At 59.8% G+C, this 17584-nt stretch carries 10 protein-coding genes; 2 read left to right on the top strand and 8 right to left on the bottom strand.

The window, feature by feature from the left end:
* Nucleotides 1-131: 131 nt before the first annotated feature.
* Nucleotides 132-2435, bottom strand: a complete 2304-nt coding sequence (locus V8J63_RS15770; RefSeq protein WP_016771932.1) for a YgiQ family radical SAM protein — start codon at nt 2433-2435, stop codon at nt 132-134.
* A gap of 226 nt (nt 2436-2661) precedes the next feature.
* On the opposite strand from V8J63_RS15770, the gene V8J63_RS15765 reads away from it, so the two are divergent.
* Nucleotides 2662-5301 carry a hypothetical protein gene (locus V8J63_RS15765; protein ID WP_336464304.1) on the top strand — a complete coding sequence of 880 codons (2640 nt, stop codon included), beginning with the start codon at nt 2662-2664 and terminating at the stop codon, nt 5299-5301.
* Nucleotides 5302-5492: 191 nt separating this feature from the next.
* Nucleotides 5493-10007 carry an NEL-type E3 ubiquitin ligase domain-containing protein gene (locus tag V8J63_RS15760; RefSeq protein WP_336464303.1) on the top strand — a complete coding sequence of 1505 codons (4515 nt, stop codon included), beginning with the start codon at nt 5493-5495 and terminating at the stop codon, nt 10005-10007.
* A 38-nt stretch (nt 10008-10045) separates the two neighbouring features.
* Here V8J63_RS15760 and dnaB read toward each other — a convergent pair whose 3' ends face one another.
* The 7 genes from dnaB to rnr form a co-directional block, all read right to left on the bottom strand.
* Complete coding sequence (dnaB, locus tag V8J63_RS15755) at nt 10046-11443, bottom strand: replicative DNA helicase (protein WP_016771936.1); 1398 nt, start codon at nt 11441-11443, stop codon at nt 10046-10048.
* Nucleotides 11444-11562: 119 nt separating this feature from the next.
* Nucleotides 11563-12009, bottom strand: a complete 447-nt coding sequence (gene rplI / locus V8J63_RS15750) for a 50S ribosomal protein L9 (RefSeq protein WP_003221136.1) — start codon at nt 12007-12009, stop codon at nt 11563-11565.
* Between the two features lie 18 nt (nt 12010-12027).
* A complete protein-coding gene (locus V8J63_RS15745; protein WP_016771937.1) occupies nt 12028-12921 on the bottom strand; it encodes a hypothetical protein in 894 nt (297 codons plus the stop codon).
* A gap of 36 nt (nt 12922-12957) precedes the next feature.
* The gene (gene rpsR, locus V8J63_RS15740) at nt 12958-13188 is read right to left on the bottom strand and encodes a 30S ribosomal protein S18 (protein ID WP_002551829.1); all 231 of its coding nucleotides are present in this window, start codon (nt 13186-13188) and stop codon (nt 12958-12960) included.
* A gap of 29 nt (nt 13189-13217) precedes the next feature.
* Nucleotides 13218-13640 (bottom strand): 30S ribosomal protein S6, encoded by a 423-nt coding sequence (gene rpsF, locus V8J63_RS15735; RefSeq protein WP_016771938.1) that lies wholly within the window; start codon nt 13638-13640, stop codon nt 13218-13220.
* 245 nt (nt 13641-13885) lie between these two features.
* Nucleotides 13886-14656, bottom strand: coding sequence for a 23S rRNA (guanosine(2251)-2'-O)-methyltransferase RlmB (gene rlmB / locus V8J63_RS15730; RefSeq protein ID WP_039756866.1), 771 nt, complete (start codon nt 14654-14656; stop codon nt 13886-13888).
* On the bottom strand, nt 14653-17283 hold the full coding sequence (gene rnr, locus V8J63_RS15725) for a ribonuclease R (RefSeq protein WP_122610363.1): 2631 nt from the start codon (nt 17281-17283) through the stop codon (nt 14653-14655). Before rnr ends, rlmB begins: the two co-directional genes overlap by 4 nt.
* Nucleotides 17284-17584: the final 301 nt, after the last annotated feature.

The following is a 17584-nucleotide window of genomic DNA, read 5'->3' as shown; positions in this document are numbered from 1 at the left end:
ACCATGTTCGACAATACTGCGAGTAACGGCTGGAACGCGGAGCGTCCCGAGAGGCATTCCCACGCGGAGCGTGGGAACGATCAGCAAAACGCCAACCCGAAGGTTGGCGTTCTGTTCAGCTCAAGCAGTGTTTAGCGCGGCACGACCGGCTTGCGTGTCGGCTTCGGCCCTTTGCCTTTGGCCGCATCCTTGCGTTCCTTGGCCGCCTGCTGGTTGCGGGCGAATGCCGCAGCCTTGGCCTGTTCACGCTTGTCCCACGGATTACCGCCATCACTGGCACGCGGCGGCAGACCGGTGTGCTGGGTGAGAATCTTGGTGGTCTTCTCTTTGGCGACCTTGTGGCTGCCGGCCGGCGTCGAGTTCTTGCGACGGGCGCTCTGGTAGCTGTCGGTGGCCGGCTGATGCGCCGGGATCAACTGATCCTTGCCCGGCCCGATCAGATCGGCGCGGCCCATGCGGATCAGCGCTTCACGCAGCATCGGCCAGCCTTTCGGGTCGTGATAACGCAGGAACGCCTTGTGCAGACGACGCTGATCTTCGCTCTTGACGATGGTCACGCCGTCGCTCTTGTACGTCACCTTGCGCAGCGGGTTCTTGCCCGAGTGGTACATCGCCGTAGCGGTGGCCATCGGCGACGGGTAGAACGCCTGCACCTGGTCGGCGCGGAAGCCATTGCCCTTGAGCCACAGGGCGAGGTTCATCATGTCTTCGTCGGTGGTGCCCGGGTGGGCGGCGATGAAGTACGGAATCAGGTACTGCTCCTTGCCCGCTTCCTTGGTGTACTTCTCGAACATGCGCTTGAACTTGTCATAGCTGCCGATGCCCGGCTTCATCATCTGGTTGAGCGGACCTTCCTCGGTGTGCTCCGGAGCGATCTTCAGGTAACCGCCGACGTGGTGGGTCACCAGCTCCTTGACGTACTCCGGCGACTCGACGGCGAGGTCGTAGCGCAGGCCGGAAGCGATCAGAATCTTCTTCACACCCGGCAGGGCACGGGCGCTGCGATACAGCTGAATCAGCGACGAGTGGTCGGTGTTCAGGTTCGGGCAGATACCGGGGAACACGCACGACGGCTTGCGGCAGGCGGATTCGATTTCCGGGCTCTTGCAGGCGATGCGGTACATGTTCGCAGTCGGGCCGCCGAGGTCGGAAATGACCCCGGTGAAGCCTGGGACCTTGTCGCGGATCTCTTCGATTTCGCGAATGATCGACTCTTCGGAACGGTTCTGGATGATGCGGCCTTCGTGCTCGGTGATCGAGCAGAAGGTGCAGCCACCAAAGCAGCCACGCATGATGTTCACCGAGAAACGGATCATGTCGTACGCCGGGATCTTCTCCTTGCCGTACGCCGGGTGCGGCACACGGGCGTAAGGCATGCCGAACACGTAGTCCATTTCTTCAGTGGTCATCGGAATCGGCGGCGGGTTGAACCAGACATCGAGCTCGCCATGCTTCTGCACCAGCGCACGGGCGTTGCCCGGGTTGGTTTCCAGGTGCAACACGCGGTTGGCGTGGGCGTACAAAACCGGGTCGTTACGCACCTTCTCCATCGACGGCAGGCGGATCACGGTCTTGTCGCGGGTCATGCGCGGGCTGGCCAGGATCTGCACGACCTTGGCTTCCTGCGGATCTTCGACCGGGCCTTTTTCCTGCTCGATGGCGCAGGCCTGAGTGTCCTGGGTATTCACGTACGGGTTGATGATCTTGTCGACCTTGCCCGGACGGTCGATGCGCGTCGAGTCGACTTCGTACCAGCCCTGCGGCGTGTCGCGACGGATGAACGCGGTGCCGCGCACATCGGTGATGTCTTCGATCTTGTGGCCCCACGACAGGCGCTGGGCGACTTCGACAATCGCGCGCTCGGCGTTGCCGTAAAGAAGAATGTCGGCGCTGGCGTCGATCAGGATCGAGTTGCGCACGCGATCCTGCCAATAGTCGTAGTGGGCGATGCGGCGCAGCGAGGCTTCGATGCCGCCGAGCACGATCGGCACGTGCTTGTAGGCTTCCTTGCAGCGCTGGCTGTAAACCAGGCTGGCGCGATCCGGACGCTTGCCGGCCATGCCGCCGGGCGTGTACGCGTCATCGGAACGGATTTTCTTGTCCGCGGTGTAGCGGTTGATCATCGAGTCCATGTTGCCCGCCGCGACGCCGAAGAACAGGTTCGGCTCGCCGAGCTTCATGAAGTCGTCTTTGGACTGCCAGTTCGGCTGCGCGATGATCCCGACGCGGAAGCCTTGCGACTCCAGCAGCCGGCCGATGATCGCCATGCCGAACGACGGATGATCGACGTAGGCATCACCGGTAACAATGATGATGTCGCACGAATCCCAGCCGAGCTGATCCATCTCCTCCCTGCTCATCGGCAGGAATGGCGCTGGCCCGAAACATTCGGCCCAATATTTTGGATAGTCAAATAACGGCTTGGCTGCTTGCATGTCGACGACCGGTGTTGAAGTGAAAAATCGCGGGCGCGGAATATAGCACAAATTTTGACCAATTCCGACGACGGTGGTCGGTTTCTCTGTGCGCTGCTCTCGCGCCGCCAACCCGCCACACATTACGCGTTTTTGTTGAACGCACGACGCACGAAACGGCAAGGAAGCCGCCCGCCCGTCGCACTCCCAAGAGCAGCGGGGCATTAAACGAAAAGGAAGACAGGCAATGGCACCCAAACCACCAACCAGAGGCATCACGACCGTCTCGGTTCATAACCCGCGACCCGATTATTCGATCACCCGGCCTGGTTTCACGGCGCTTTCCGATGGCGGACCGGGGCACAGAATTCCTACACGCCCGACTCTCACAACGGTATCGACATCGATCGATCACGGGCTCAACCGCATTACCTCCGTGCCTGCGCGGGCAACGGTCAGCACGACAGCGGCCGCCGAATCGGCTGCAGTTGTGCATCAGCGGCCCTTGGGAGATTACTGGATCACTTCGCTGGTCGTGTTGCCGTCAGCCAATGCCGAAGGCATTTCGACGCTTAAGGGACGTCAGTATGTCCAAGTGCCTGAGGGTGGCACCGTGCAGGTCGGTCTGGACCCCGCCAGCGGTCTTTACCGGGCGAAATTGCCCAGCGAATTGCACCCGTCCGGTCCGCTGTTGCAGTTCGATGCCGAGAGCCGTCTCTGGCAACCCGTCGATACTTGGGCGCCATCGACCTACCCGCTATCCCAGAGCCGGCTCGAGGCGTTTCGCACCGATCTGGATTTCAGCACGACCGAGCCGGGCGGCGATGGCCTGTTGCGCTTCAACGGCAAACTCTATGTGCAGATCGAGAATCAGGCCTATCAGGTCTTGCATGATCTTGATGCATCAGCGCCGCAGAGGGCGGTCATGCGCATCGTTCGCCCCGACGATCCCATCGCCAGCGATGCCACGAATGTTTACGTCGCATCCCGTCCAGGCAGGTCGGAACCGATCATTTTCGACGCTCGCTACGGCTGGCGAGGGACCAGTGTAACGGGGGCAGCCGGGATGCAGAGAGGGACAGGAGTGGCGCCCTCAGAGCTATGGCAGCGGGTGGAAGTCGGAATCAGACTTGGCCACTTCAACAAGCGAATCGAGCAGGACACCGCTAAAAGTGAACACCTGAAGGAGGTGTGGCGCAGCATCAGGGAAGCGGGGGGCGAGCGCTCAGGCGCGGTCAAGCGCGAAGCGATGGCGCTGCTTGATCGTGAATTACACAGCCACCAGGCGCTGAGGTCCCTTGCAAAAGCAATAAAATTCCATAAGCAGCAAAAACCCGCGGTACGGCACTTCATGAAGAAGGAAGACTACGACAAAAAAATGATTGCGATGCACAAGATCCAAATGAGCTTTTACGATCAATTGGTCGAATGCGGCTTGACCCGCCATGCGCTGGGAGGGCCACTGATCGACATCGACAGGCTCCCGCGAACAGTCAACGTCCTGGGGAAAATTCTCGGTCATATGCGAGAGCGCCAGCACATTGCCGACAATCTGGTGAACACATGGCGGGTCGCGCCGGACGAATTCAGTGCATACGCTCTGACACCAATGGACACTCACGACGTCGTGGCTTCGTGGGTATTGGCCAAAAGCCTGATGCTGGACGACCATCAATCAGGCGGAAACTACCCTCAGGCCTCCGAACTGGCGACCAGATTTGGTCAGGTAACTTTCGTGTATGGAGCGCTGGGTAAAATTCCGGAGACTTCGCACCCTGCGATATTGCGTGATCTGCTCCAGGAATGCACAGCCCTTCGCTACTGGTACGAGCGCCTTGATCTGGCACCCGATGAGCAGCACGCAACGTCACGCACGGCTATCACCGCGGAGCTGAAAATATTCGAAGAGACGCTGACTCATCGCCTGTTCCAATATCAACGCCAGCCTGATCTCCCGGCGCTGCCGATCAACGATCAGGCCATTGATTTCGAGTATGTTCCGGAGCAGGACAGATCCGGCTTCCAACCGCCACCCAAGCGCATTTTCAAGGCAAAGAAACACGGTATTTACAAGATCCATGTCGGCGAGTCCCGACGTACCGCGCACAACGAAGAAGTCATCGATGTACGCAGTCTGCACGACCCGCAACAGCCAGTGCAGACCTATGAACAAAGGGCTGGTGAGTGGCACCCCGTCCGCGCAACGCAGGACACAAACCTGCCCGACCTGACTCTCAGAGCCAATCAGCACCTTGAGCAAACCGACGCACATGTGCGCGAAGCCCGGCGCGAAGAGTCGCGCAAAAACCATCCGGACAACATTGTCGAGATGCTTGAGCGCAAGGCCGGGGCAATGGATGAGATCGCACTCCAGCTTCGGCGACAGGAGCCCACCGATGGCGAAACAGATGCGCTGATCCAACGCCTGCAGGACACCAGTGAACGCCTGCGCAGCGAGGGCGAAAACATTCGTGTCCGGATCTACAAGGACAAACATTTTCTGAGCCCCGACCGATTGTTGTATCTGATCGACAAGGGCGAAGTGCGTGCGCAGAAAATCGAGACCCGGTTGAAACGCGGCAAGGGGCAGAATCGAGACTTTATCGACGTCTATCTACTGACTGACGCGCACACCTACGACCCCCTCTGGCACGCGCACTTTCATTACGCGAAACCGGATACGCCCGATCTCAACTTCAATGTTTCCGGCGGGCACCTGAAAACCCTTGAGCAAAGCCGCATGGGTGTGCGTTCGCAGCGCCGGGAAGAACTGGCGCAGCGGCCACACAGACCTATCTGGCGCGCCGCCCTCGATGGCCACGCAGCGCAGAAAATTTTCGACCTCGCCGCCACCTCTTTCCATCCCGAGACACATCATCAGGCATGACGCCGAACCGGCCGGCAGCGTCCGTTGCGGACGCGACCGCTCAATCACTACAAGGAACGTAAGACATGCGCAGCAAAACGCCGCACCCAGTTGCTCCCCCCGGTAATTTTCATCTTCGACCGGATACATCCGCCGATGCCATCCCGCAGCGTCCCCTCCTCACGCCGCGCCCCAGTCTTGACCCAACCGCGTTGAGCGGCCCGCCAATCCGCGCGAACCGGCGCACGGACAGCAACGATCCTGATGCGATCATCCCGGCGCCGAATGTCACAGTGCATGCGGCTGCATCAGCGCTGCAAACCATGGTCAACACAGGCCACCCCGTCGAGCATTACCGCCTCGCTGTCGCAACCGGCTTGCCTGACGCCAACGCCGAAGGCCTGAGGACATTCAAGGGTCGTCACTACGTGGAAATGGCCGACGGCGGTTTCGTGCAGGTGAGCAAGGATTCGCCGAGCGGCCTCTGGCGCGCCGGGTTGGCGAGCGAATCGAAGCCCTCCGGACCGCTGATGCTGCACGATCCGGAGAGTGGCAGGTGGCATGCGCTGGAGTTCTCGCCACCGAGCACCTTCGCTTTATCGGTGACACGCCTGCAAGCGTTTCGCACTCCGCTCGACTTCAGCCATAGCTCACGCGACAGCGATGGGCTGTACCACCATGACGGCAAACTCTACGCAGTGATCGACAATCACAGCTATCAGGTCCTGCACGATCACGATGCTTCGACGCCTCTGACCGAGGTGATGCGCATCGTCCGCCCTGAAGATCCTGTCGCCGCTGACGTCGACAACATCTACAGCGCTACGCGCCCGGGCAGATCAGAGCCTGTCGTATTCGATGCCGATCAGGGCTGGCAGGGCATCGTGGTCGGCGGGGCCGGCGGGATGCAGCGCGGCAGTGCCGACCAACCTGCTTCACCGGGGCTGCGCGAGCGGCTCAATGCCGCGGTCAATCGACTGCGAACGCCCCAGTCGCGACTGCGAAAACTCTATCCATCTCTGGACAGCGAGCAAATCCGCACGCTGTTGCGCACCCAGGGTGACGATGTACCAAGCTTTTTGACGCGCCTCGAGAATGAATACAAGACCCTGAAGCTGGAGCTGGCGACCTGGTTGAAAACCAGTGAGCTGGCCGGCGGGGCGACCAATCCCTCGGTGGAGCGCGCCGCGCAAGAGATCAAGCGCTGCTGGAAACGTCAGACAGGAACAACGTTGCAACTGGATCTTGGCGACGCAGGCATTGTTCCGCTGTCCGCAGATTTCAGCCATGTCCGCACGCTGCACTTGCAGGCGGTCGCCTGGTCGGAGGGGGGCGAAAACTTCCTCAAGGGGTTCACTGCCCTGGAGCGTCTGAAAATCAATGCCTCGGCGCTCGCCAGGCCGCCGGCGAACCTTGCGCAAATGCCAGCCCTCAAGGAGTTGGACCTGCGAGCGAACCACATTGAACTGAGCGACCAGACCGCCAGCGAGCTGGCTTCGCTCAGCCAACTGGAAAAACTCGACCTGTCGGACAACCCGCTGGGCAAGGCCCCGGATTTCAGCGGCATGCCTGAGCTCAAGTCCGTGGGTCTGCGCAATGCACAACTGGATGACTGGCCAACCGGATTGCAGCATCAATTGGCGATGGAGTCGCTCGATCTGCGCAATAACCGATTGCGTGAAATTCCGCAGACAGTCATCAGCCCGGCGAGTGATCAATTGCTCGCCATAGCCAACATCAACCGCATCACCCTGATCGAAGGCAACCCCTTTGCCAGCGGCTATTGGCGGCGGCTGGAAGTCTACTGGCAGCGGGTTACGGCGGAATATCCGGCACTGATCACCAGCGCACGCACAGGTGCATTCCGGATTGATGGCGACATCCCTGAAGTCGCCATGCTGCTGCAGATGTATCCGGACAAAACGCCACAAACCGCCCGGGAATACCTGATTGGCCTGGGGGACAGTGCAGAAGCCACGATCAGCCAGCGTTTCGCAGAGTTCAAGGCGCTCGATGCGCAACTGCTGGCCTACGTCGCCGACAGCCAGCCGGGAACATCCAGCGTGGCCGGCCGGGAAAAGGCTCGGGCAGAACACATTGCCCGGATCATCAAGGACTGCTGGCTCCAGCAATCGCCGCACCTTGCGCTGCCACCACTGAAAGGACCGCTACCGCCACTGACTGCCGACTTCAGTCGGTTGACGTTGCTCACTCTTGATAGCGTCGTCTGGTCCGACACTGCCGACACGTTCCTGTCGCGGTTGCCGAATCTGGAGAACTTGACGATCAGCCATTGCGGTCTGGAAAAATTGCCCGCAGAGATCAGCGCGATGAGCCGGCTCACCCACCTGAATCTGACCTCAAACCAGATAAAACTCGATGAGAACAGCGCTGGTGCATTGAGTGCATTGCATCAGTTGGTCAGCATCGACCTGTCGAACAACCCACTCCAGATGCTGCCCGATTTCAGTGCGATGTCCGGGCTGCAGACACTGGGCCTGAAGAACACCGGCATCAGTGAGTGGCCCATCGGCCTGGCTGACAAGATCACCTTGACCGGCCTCGACCTCAGCAACAATAAACTGCGCGAAGTCCCCGACGCACACATCAACCCGCCAGCCGATCAATTGGCTGTGGTCGCGCGGATCAACAACCACACGCTGCTTGAAGGCAATGACTTCCCTTCGCCTTACTGGAGGAAGTTCGATCGCTACTGGCGAAAACTCAACGAACTGCATCCGCAGTTGATGACTCCGGCCCACCCCGCTGTATTCGACAGTGAGAACTCGCGCGCGCAGCGCTACCGAAAACTGTTTCCGAGCAAAAGCATCAAGGAATGCCGGGAGTTTATCTGGAACCATGACAAGGCCACTGTCGCGACCAGGCTGTTGGAGCTCGAACAGGATTTCGCCGTGTTGAAAAACCAGCTGGATAACTGGGTTTTTTCAGGAGGCAGCAATCCTCTGCGCTATATCCGCGTCAATCAGTTGCAGATCAACACCCAAACCCGCAATGAGCGCATCGAGGCACGGGATCGGATCATCAGTTGCTGGCGACGTGAAACGCCGCAGAAACACGCCTTCGACGGCACGCCGATAGGTCTGGAGCTGGATTTGAGCGGCCTCACGTTGCCGACCCTGCCGGATCTGAACACCGATTTCAGCCATGTCGGCTCGCTCAAACTCAACAACATGAATCTCACCGAATCCCCGGAAGGTTTTCTGACCCGCTTCCGCCATTTGCGCTGGCTGAACATGGCCAACAATCGTCTCAGGGATCTCCCGCCGGCCATCGGCGAAATGCACGGGATGACCCGTCTGTTCCTGCAGGGGAATCAACTCGAACTCACCGCCGAGACCGCGCAGATACTGGCCGGTAGAACGACCTTGAGGGCCTTGTGGATACACGACAACCCGCACTTGAACGTGAGCCCGGATTTCAGCGCGATCACTGATATCCGCGAAGTCGACATGTCAAACACCGGCATCGGAAGCTGGCCAGCCGGACTGTTCGATCAGCCCCTGTTGGGCAGGATACTTCTGAACAACAACCGGATCACGAACCTGCCCAGCTTTGTCGTCGCACCGGCAGCGGATCGCCTGAGGCATTCGATTCAGGTCAACAGCGGCACTCAGATAAGCGATAACCCCCTGAACGAATACACCCGAGAACGCCTGGCCGGCTACAGTGAGCGGCTGCGCCACTCCGCAACATCGCTTTACAATCCTCTGAACCTGCTGACCACTTCTGCCCCGGCAGCCCGCCCACAGCCGGCGCTAATGAACGCGGCGTCGGCCTATCCGCAGTTGACCGTCGGTATGACGGCAACCGAGGCGACGAAACGCACCGCGCAGCTGGACAGACTGAAAGCACAGGACGGCTCGGATGGCTTTTTCAACATCATTTCCAGACTCGGCCACCACGCCGATTTCCGTCGGCAGGTCTGGGACGTGGTCGATGCCATCAGCGAGAACAACGTGCAATCACGCGCTCTGCGCAGAGATGTTTTCGATCGCGCCTGCGAAGCCGGCTGCACTGACCTTGCCGCCGCCACGTTTACTGACCTGCAAGTGCTGACCATGACGCATACGGCCAGAGTGCAGGCAAGGCAAGACGGGGATGGCACTCGCCTGGTGGATCTGTCCAGAAGTCTGTTCAGGCTAAGGCAGGTCGATGAACTGGCCGCAGCAGATATCGCTGCGAGCAGGACAATCGCCAACGATCCACAGGCTCCAGCGCGTGAGCGCAATACCCAGCGCCTGCGCCTGAGCGACCCGCATGAAATGACCATGGCCTACCGCTTTGGCCTCAAGGATCGGCTGCAGTTGCCGTTTCAGCCGCAGACGCTGTCCTTTATCGGCATGGCCGGCGTCACACCGCCCATGCTGGAAGTCGCCTACCGTAAAGTCATCGCCTTGAACGGCTCTCCCGAAGAGTTTCAGGCTCTGGTGTCGATGGAATTCTGGCAGGACTTCATCACGCACAAATATCCGTCCCGGTTCGACGCCGCACGTCAGCCTTATCAACAGAGACAGGCGGCACTGGACGAGCAATTCGCGAAAAAAGTACTGACCCAGGCCGAATACGACGCGCAAACCAATGACGTCACTGCACAGTTGGCCATTATCGAAGCGACGCTGATCCAGTCACTGACGCGCGAGGAAATTCGCCCCGGTGAGGCAGTTGAAAAGCCTGCCAGCAGCGAGACGGCAGTTTCGGCCGATTGAAGCAGGCCAAGACAGCAGCCGGATGATCCGGCCTGCTGTCATTCGTCGTCGTCGAAGTTGTAACTGCCTGGTGCGAGGTTTTCGAAGCGCGTGTATTTACCGATGAACGCCAGCCGAATGAAACCGATCGGGCCGTTACGCTGCTTGCCGATGATGATTTCGGCGATGCCCTTGTGCTCGGTTTCCGGGTGATACACCTCGTCGCGGTAAACGAACATGATCACGTCGGCGTCCTGCTCGATCGCTCCGGATTCCCGCAAGTCGGAGTTCACCGGGCGTTTGTTCGGGCGCTGTTCAAGGGAACGGTTGAGCTGCGACAGCGCCACTACCGGACAGTTGAATTCCTTGGCCAGGGCTTTCAGGGATCGCGAGATCTCGGAAATCTCGTTGGTGCGGTTGTCACCGCTGGACCCGGGAATCTGCATCAGTTGCAGGTAGTCGATCATGATCAGGCCGACATCGCCGTGCTCACGCACCAGACGCCGGGTTCGCGCGCGCATTTCCGACGGGCTGATGCCGGCGGTGTCATCGATGAACAGTTTGCGGTCGTTGAGCAGATTGACCGCCGATGTCAGGCGCGGCCAGTCGTCGTCTTCGAGTTGGCCGGAACGCACCTTGGTCTGATCGATTCGGCCGAGCGAAGACAGCATACGCATGATCAGCGATTCGCCTGGCATCTCGAGGGAGTAAACCAGGACAGCCTTCTCGCTGCGCAACACGGCGTTTTCCACCAGGTTCATCGCGAAGGTGGTCTTACCCATCGACGGTCGGCCGGCGACAATGATCAGGTCGGACGGCTGCAAGCCGCTGGTCTTCTCATCGAGGTCGGTGTAACCCGTAGACAGACCGGTGATCGCGTCGGCGGTGTTGAACAACGTGTCGATGCGGTCGATGGCCTTGGTCAGCAGCTCATTGACGCCGACCGGGCCGCCGGTCTTCGGCCGCGCTTCGGCGATCTGGAAGATCTGCCGTTCGGCTTCGTCGAGGATTTCTTCAGCGGTGCGACCTTCCGGGTTGAAGGCGCTGTCGGCAATCTCGGTGCTGATGCCGATCAATTGGCGCAACGTCGCACGCTGGCGGACGATCTGCGCATAGGCCTTGATGTTGGCGACGGACGGGGTGTTTTTCGCCAGTTCGCCAAGATAGCCGAGGCCGCCGACTTGCGACGTCTGACCTTCCTTATCCAGTTGTTCGGCAAGGGTCACGACGTCGATCGGCGAGTTCTGATCGGCCAGTTTGGCGATCGCGCGGAAAATCAGACGGTGGTCATGTCGATAGAAATCGCCATCGGAGACTTGATCAAGCACGCGTTCCCAGGCGTTGTTGTCCAGCATCAGACCACCGAGTACGGCCTGTTCAGCCTCGATGGAATGCGGCGGCACCTTCAGGGCAGCGGTTTGCAGATCGTATTGCTCGGGAGCGGAGATATCGTTCATGGCCACTTGAGTATTAGTGAAAAGCAGGGAATTCAGAAAGACAAAGGGCACGACCTGTAAACAGGATCGTGCCCGATGTTAACCGTCTGACGGACAAGCCGCCAGCCGATCCGTGTTGCTTAAGCTGCTACCACGACAACGCGTACGGTGGCTTCAACTTCGGCGTGCAGGTGCACGGCCACGTCGAATTCACCCACGTTGCGGATGGTGCCGTTCGGCAGACGAACTTCGCTCTTCTGCACTTCAACGCCGGAAGCGGTCAGTGCGTCAGCGATGTCGTGAGTACCGATCGAACCGAACAGCTTGCCTTCGTCGCCAGCGGTGGCAGTGATGGTCACTTCCAGCTCGGCCAGTTGGGCAGCACGGCTTTCAGCCGATGCCTTACGGTCTGCGGCGGCTTTTTCCAGCTCGGCGCGACGCTCTTCGAACGCAGCCAGGTTGGCAGCGGTCGCAGCGGTAGCCTTGCCGAAAGGCAGCAGGTAGTTACGGCCGTAACCGGCCTTAACGTTTACTTTGTCGCCCAGGTTGCCCAGGTTGGCGATTTTTTCCAGAAGGATCAGTTGCATGTGAAAATCCTCTAACTTTTAACCTTCACCGTTCGCGCTGTCGGTGTCTTTCGACACGTGACGACCGCGAAAATCAATCAGGCTGTCGACAATGGCCAGAACCACGAGCAACGGATAGATCAGCTGCATGAACAACAGCAGCGTGACGTACAACCCCACCAGCCAGAAACCGGCCAGTCGCTTCTGCCCGACCAGCCCGTGAATCAGGGCCAGCCCGGCGAACACCAGCGGTACACTGCACAACGGCGTCAACATGGCCATCTGTGCACCGAGATTCGGGCCCAGAAGCATCAACGCCAGCAGTAACATCGCCGGCCCCAGCGGGATGCGGATGGCGCGAAACTCGCGACCGAAACCACCCGGGTTGTACAACAACGCCTGCCAATGCCGCCCGACAATCAGGCTCAGCACGCTGACGATCTGCAACAAGGCCGCAATCAGTCCGGTCAGGACTGGTGCAATCAGGGACGCGAAACGCGCTTGCTCATCGACCGACAATTGCTTGTAGGTCTCACCAAGAAGTGCCGGCATGACCTTTATAAGGGCCTGTGCAAGCATCTCGATCTGGGCCGCAAACGCGACCCCGAGCACCACTGAAAACACCACTCCGATCACTACGCTGACCAGCAGCGTGCGGACCCAGGATTCGCTTGCGCGCAAAACCAACGCAAGCCCCGAAGACCCCAGCAGCACCAGAAGTGCCCGTGGGTCGTCGGCATACAGCCACCAGATCAATGCCGGCAGCAGTCCCAGTGACAGAACGCCAAGGGCGTCCGTCAATCCGCGCCGCAGCAGCACAAGGCTCCCGGCGGCAGCACCCAACCAATACAACAACGGCAATGTTGCACATCCGGCCACCACGAGAGTGGCCTGCATTCGGCCTCGCATGATGAACTCAGCTAAGGCGCGCATGCATTCAATCCTTTGCTACTTGTCGACTGCCCGGTCTCAGCGGCCGTGGCTGTCGGTGTAGGCCAGCAGGGCCAGGAAGCGGGCGCGCTTGATAGCGGTGGCCAGCTGACGCTGATAACGAGCTTTGGTACCGGTGATGCGGCTTGGAACGATTTTGCCGGTCTCGGATACGTAGGCTTTCAGAGTGTTGAGATCTTTGTAGTCGATCTCTTTCACGTCTTCAGCGGTGAAGCGGCAGAATTTACGACGACGGAAGAAACGTGCCATTTGATAGGCTCCTTAATAAGGTCCGTGGATTACTCGTCAGCGTTATCGCTGTTGTCGCTGTCATCACTGTCGGTGCCTTCGGCGCCTTCGTGCTCAGGACGGTCGCGACGCTCACGGCGCTCACTGCGGTTTTCTTCAGCCTTGAGCATCTCGGACTGGCCGGTAACGGCTTCGTCGCGACGGATGACCAGGTTACGGATCACTGCATCGTTGTAGCGGAAGTTGTCTTCCAGCTCGGCCAGAGCCTTGCCAGTGCACTCAACGTTCAGCATCACGTAGTGAGCCTTGTGAACATTGTTGATTGCGTAGGCCAGTTGACGACGGCCCCAGTCTTCCAGACGGTGGATTTTGCCGCCGTCTTCTTCGATCAGCTTGGTGTAACGCTCAACCATGCCGCCGACTTGCTCGCTCTGATCCGGGTGGACCAGAAAGATGATTTCGTAATGACGCATGAATGCTCCTTACGGGTTGTAGCCTGCCGCTCAAAAACGGTCAGACAAGGAGTGAATGACACTTATGGACTTGCTGGCGCGGGGCACATGCGTGCCTGCCGTCACAGCAAGGGGCGCAATTGTAGAGAAGGGACTGCGGGGGCGCAAGGCAATTGGTGATTATTTGAACAGCAGCTATGAGCTACAAGCCTCAAGCTGCAAGCGGACCGCTTTTGACTTGAGGCTTGCAGCTTGCAGCTTGCAGCTTATAGCTTGCGCGAAGCGCTGGCCTTGGCCTTCGCACCGCGCTGGCGCTGGGCTTCGAAAAGGCACACGCCGGTGGCGACCGACACGTTGAGGCTGCTGACGCTGCCGGCCATCGGCAGATTCACCAGATAGTCGCAGTGCTCGCGGGTCAGGCGGCGCATGCCTTTGCCTTCGGCGCCCATGATCAGGATGGTCGGGCCGGTGAGGTCCTGGTCATAAATGCTGACCTCGGCTTCACCTGCGGTGCCGACTACCCACAAACCGCGCTGCTGGAGTTTTTCCAGAGTGCGCGCCAGGTTTGTCACGGCCACCAGCGGAATCACTTCCGCGGCGCCGCAGGCAACTTTACGCACCACCGGAGTCAGCGTGGCCGACTTGTCCTTCGGCACGATCACTGCCAGCGCACCGGCCGCATCGGCCGAGCGCAGGCAGGCGCCGAGGTTGTGCGGATCGGTCACACCGTCGAGCACCAGCAACAGCGGCGCGCCTTCGGTGCGATCAAGCAACTCGTCGAGCATGGCCTCGCCCCAGACCTGACTCGGGCTGACTTCCGCGACCACGCCCTGGTGCACGCCTTCAACCCAGGCGTCCATTTCGCGACGCTCCGCCTGGCCGACCTGAACACGGTTTTCATTGGCCAGCTCGACCAGCGTCTGCACGCGCGGATCGTTGCGGCTTTCCGCCAGCCAGATCTGCTTGACGCGTTTGGGGTGGTGACGCAGCAACGCTTCTACCGCATGAACGCCGTAGATTTTTTCCAACTGACTCATGACTTCGCCTTCGGTTTACGCGCCCCGCCACTTTTGGCTGGAGCGGAACCCGCTTTTGGCGGGCCCTTACGGTGTTTGCTCGGCTTGGCTGGCTTGCCGTCGGTCGCCCTGTCAGGCGCCGACCGTCCGGTCTTTCCCCCGGACGCCGCTTTACCACCGTTTTTCGCATCGGCCAGCAAGGCCTTCTTCAATTCACGGCTTTTGCGCAGCTCAGCGTTTTTCGCCACGGCGTCGCTCGGGCGATAGGCTTCGGCGACCTTTTCCTTGGCCGGACGACGGCTGGCGGTTTTCGCTGGAGCCTTTTCTTCCGCAGCCTTGGCAGCAGGCGCAGCGGTTTCGGTGCCACGTTTTTTGCGACCAATCGGCGCGCTGATGGTTTTCTCGGCCATCTCGAAGTCGATCTTGCGCTCGTCTAGGTCGACGCGCATGACGCGTACTTCAACGGTGTCGCCAAGACGGAAACTGCGACCGGTGCGCTCGCCCGCCAAGCGGTGGTGCACAGGATCGAAGTGGTAGTAATCGCCCGGCAGCGCGGTGACATGCACCAGGCCTTCGACGTAGATATCGGTCAGCTCGACGAACAGACCAAAACCGGTCACTGCGGTGATCACGCCCGGGAACGACTCGCCCACGCGATCCTTCATGAACTCGCACTTGAGCCAGTTCACCACGTCGCGGGTCGCCTCGTCGGCACGGCGCTCACTCATCGAGCACTGCTCGCCGAGCTGCTCCAGCGCCGCTTCGTCGTACGGATAGATGCGCGCTTTCGGAATGGTCATCGCACCGGCACGACGGACGTGCGGGGTGTCCTGTTTCGAATGGATCACACTGCGGATCGCACGGTGCGTCAGTAGGTCCGGGTAGCGACGGATCGGCGAGGTGAAGTGGGTATAGGCTTCGTAATTCAGGCCGAAGTGGCCATCGTTTTCAGCGCTGTACACCGCTTGACTCAACGAACGCAGCATGACGGTCTGGATCAGGTGGAAATCCGGACGATCCTTGATGCTCGCCAGCAGGGCCTGATAATCCTTCGGCGACGGACCGTCCTTGCCTTTGTGCAGGGACAGGCCGAGCTCACCGAGGAACGCGCGCAGTTTTTCCAGACGCTCTGGCGGCGGACCGGCGTGAACACGATACAGCGCAGGAATTTCGTGCTTCTTGAGGAATTCGGCAGTGGCCACGTTGGCGGCCAGCATGCACTCCTCGATCAGTTTGTGCGCATCGTTACGCACGGTCGGACGAATTTCGGCAATCTTGCGCTCGGAGCCGAAGATGATCCTGGTTTCCTGGGTTTCAAAATCGATCGCGCCACGTACGTGACGGGCGGCCAGCAATACCTTGTACAACGCGTAGAGCTGCTTGAGGTGCGGCACGACGTCGGTGTACTCGCCACGCAATTTGCGCGCTTCGGTAGCCTTCGGCGTTTCCAGCATCGCGCTGACCTTGTTGTAGGTCAGACGGGCGTGGGAATGGATCACCGCCTCATAGAAGCAGTAGTCGGTCATTTCGCCGGACTTGGAGATGGTCATCTCGCAAACCATGGCCAGACGATCAACCTGAGGATTCAGCGAGCACAGGCCGTTGGACAGTTGCTCCGGCAGCATCGGAATCACGCGCTCGGGGAAGTACACCGAGTTGCCGCGAACCTGAGCTTCGTTGTCCAGCGCCGAGCCGATCTTCACGTAGCTGGAAACGTCGGCAATCGCCACGTACAACTTCCAGCCACCGGAGAACAGGCGCAGCTTGCCCGGTTTGGCTTCGCAGTAGACCGCGTCATCGAAGTCGCGGGCATCTTCGCCGTCAATGGTGACGAACGGCAGATGACGCAGGTCGATGCGCTTTTCTTTGTCTTTTTCTTCAACTTCCGGCTTGAGCTTGGCAGCTTCTTTCACAACCGCTTCAGGCCAGACGTGCGGAATGTCGTAAGTGCGCAGGGCAACATCGATTTCCATGCCCGGCGCCATGTAGTTGCCGACCACTTCGACCACATCGCCTTGCGGCTGGAAGCGCGGCGTTGGCCAGTGGGTGATTTTCACTTCGACGAACTGACCGATCTGCGCGTTGGCGTTGCGGCCCGGCGTCACCAGCACTTCCTGCTGGATCTTCGGATTGTCGGCAACCACGAAACCGATGCCGCCTTCTTCGAAGTAGCGACCAACGATGGTTTCGTGAGCGCGGGACACCACCTCGACGATCACGCCTTCACGGCGACCACGACGGTCGAGACCGGAAACCCGGGCCAGCGCACGGTCACCGTCGAACACCAGACGCATTTGCGCCGGGCTCATGAACAGGTCGTCGCTGCCGTCGTCCGGCACCAAGAAGCCGAAACCGTCACGGTGACCGCTGATGCGGCCGAGGATCAGGTCGAGCTTGTCGACCGGCGCGTAAGTGCCACGGCGGGTGTAGATCAGTTGAGCGTCGCGCTCCATGGCGCGCAAGCGGCGGCGCAGGGCCTCGATCTGGTCTTCTGTGGTCAGACCAAACTCTTCGACCAGTTGCTCGCGGGCAGCAGGCGAACCCCGATCGGCGAGGTGCGCCAGGATCAGTTCGCGGCTGGGAATAGGGTTTTCGTATTTTTCCGCTTCACGAGCGGCCTCGGGATCGAGGGACTGCCAATCGGCCATTAGAGAGTTTTCACCTTGTCTATATGCGGGTTAGTTTGGCATAGGCGCCGGGAAACGGGAAATTTCCGCTTCTATAAGGCTGTGCAAGGCCTTGTATCGACGCTCGGACACCGTTTTGAACGCCGCTGGTAAAAAAATTCAGTTTTTTCTGCGGCAGGGGTTTACAGTTAAAAAGGCGCTCCGTATAGTGCGCGCCATCGACGACGCACAAGCGCTTTCGATGATGCCCAGGTGGTGAAATTGGTAGACACGCCAGCTTCAGGTGCTGGTGACCTTACGGTCGTGGAAGTTCGAGTCTTCT

Origin of the sequence: Pseudomonas sp. CCNWLW23 (assembly GCF_037095675.1) — a bacterium.
GTDB lineage: Bacteria > Pseudomonadota > Gammaproteobacteria > Pseudomonadales > Pseudomonadaceae > Aquipseudomonas > Aquipseudomonas atacamensis.
This window is presented reverse-complemented; position numbering and strand designations above follow the sequence as displayed.

Coding starts and splice junctions, on each gene's coding strand:
- V8J63_RS15770 (WP_016771932.1), bottom strand. CDS start 2,435: ATGCAAGCAGCCAAGCCGTTATTTGACTATCCAAAATATTGGGCCGAA.
- V8J63_RS15765 (WP_336464304.1), top strand. CDS start 2,662: ATGGCACCCAAACCACCAACCAGAGGCATCACGACCGTCTCGGTTCAT.
- dnaB (WP_016771936.1), bottom strand. CDS start 11,443: ATGAACGATATCTCCGCTCCCGAGCAATACGATCTGCAAACCGCTGCC.
- rplI (WP_003221136.1), bottom strand. CDS start 12,009: ATGCAACTGATCCTTCTGGAAAAAATCGCCAACCTGGGCAACCTGGGC.
- V8J63_RS15745 (WP_016771937.1), bottom strand. CDS start 12,921: ATGCGCGCCTTAGCTGAGTTCATCATGCGAGGCCGAATGCAGGCCACT.
- rpsR (WP_002551829.1), bottom strand. CDS start 13,188: ATGGCACGTTTCTTCCGTCGTCGTAAATTCTGCCGCTTCACCGCTGAA.
- rpsF (WP_016771938.1), bottom strand. CDS start 13,640: ATGCGTCATTACGAAATCATCTTTCTGGTCCACCCGGATCAGAGCGAG.
- rlmB (WP_039756866.1), bottom strand. CDS start 14,656: ATGAGTCAGTTGGAAAAAATCTACGGCGTTCATGCGGTAGAAGCGTTG.
- rnr (WP_122610363.1), bottom strand. CDS start 17,283: ATGGCCGATTGGCAGTCCCTCGATCCCGAGGCCGCTCGTGAAGCGGAA.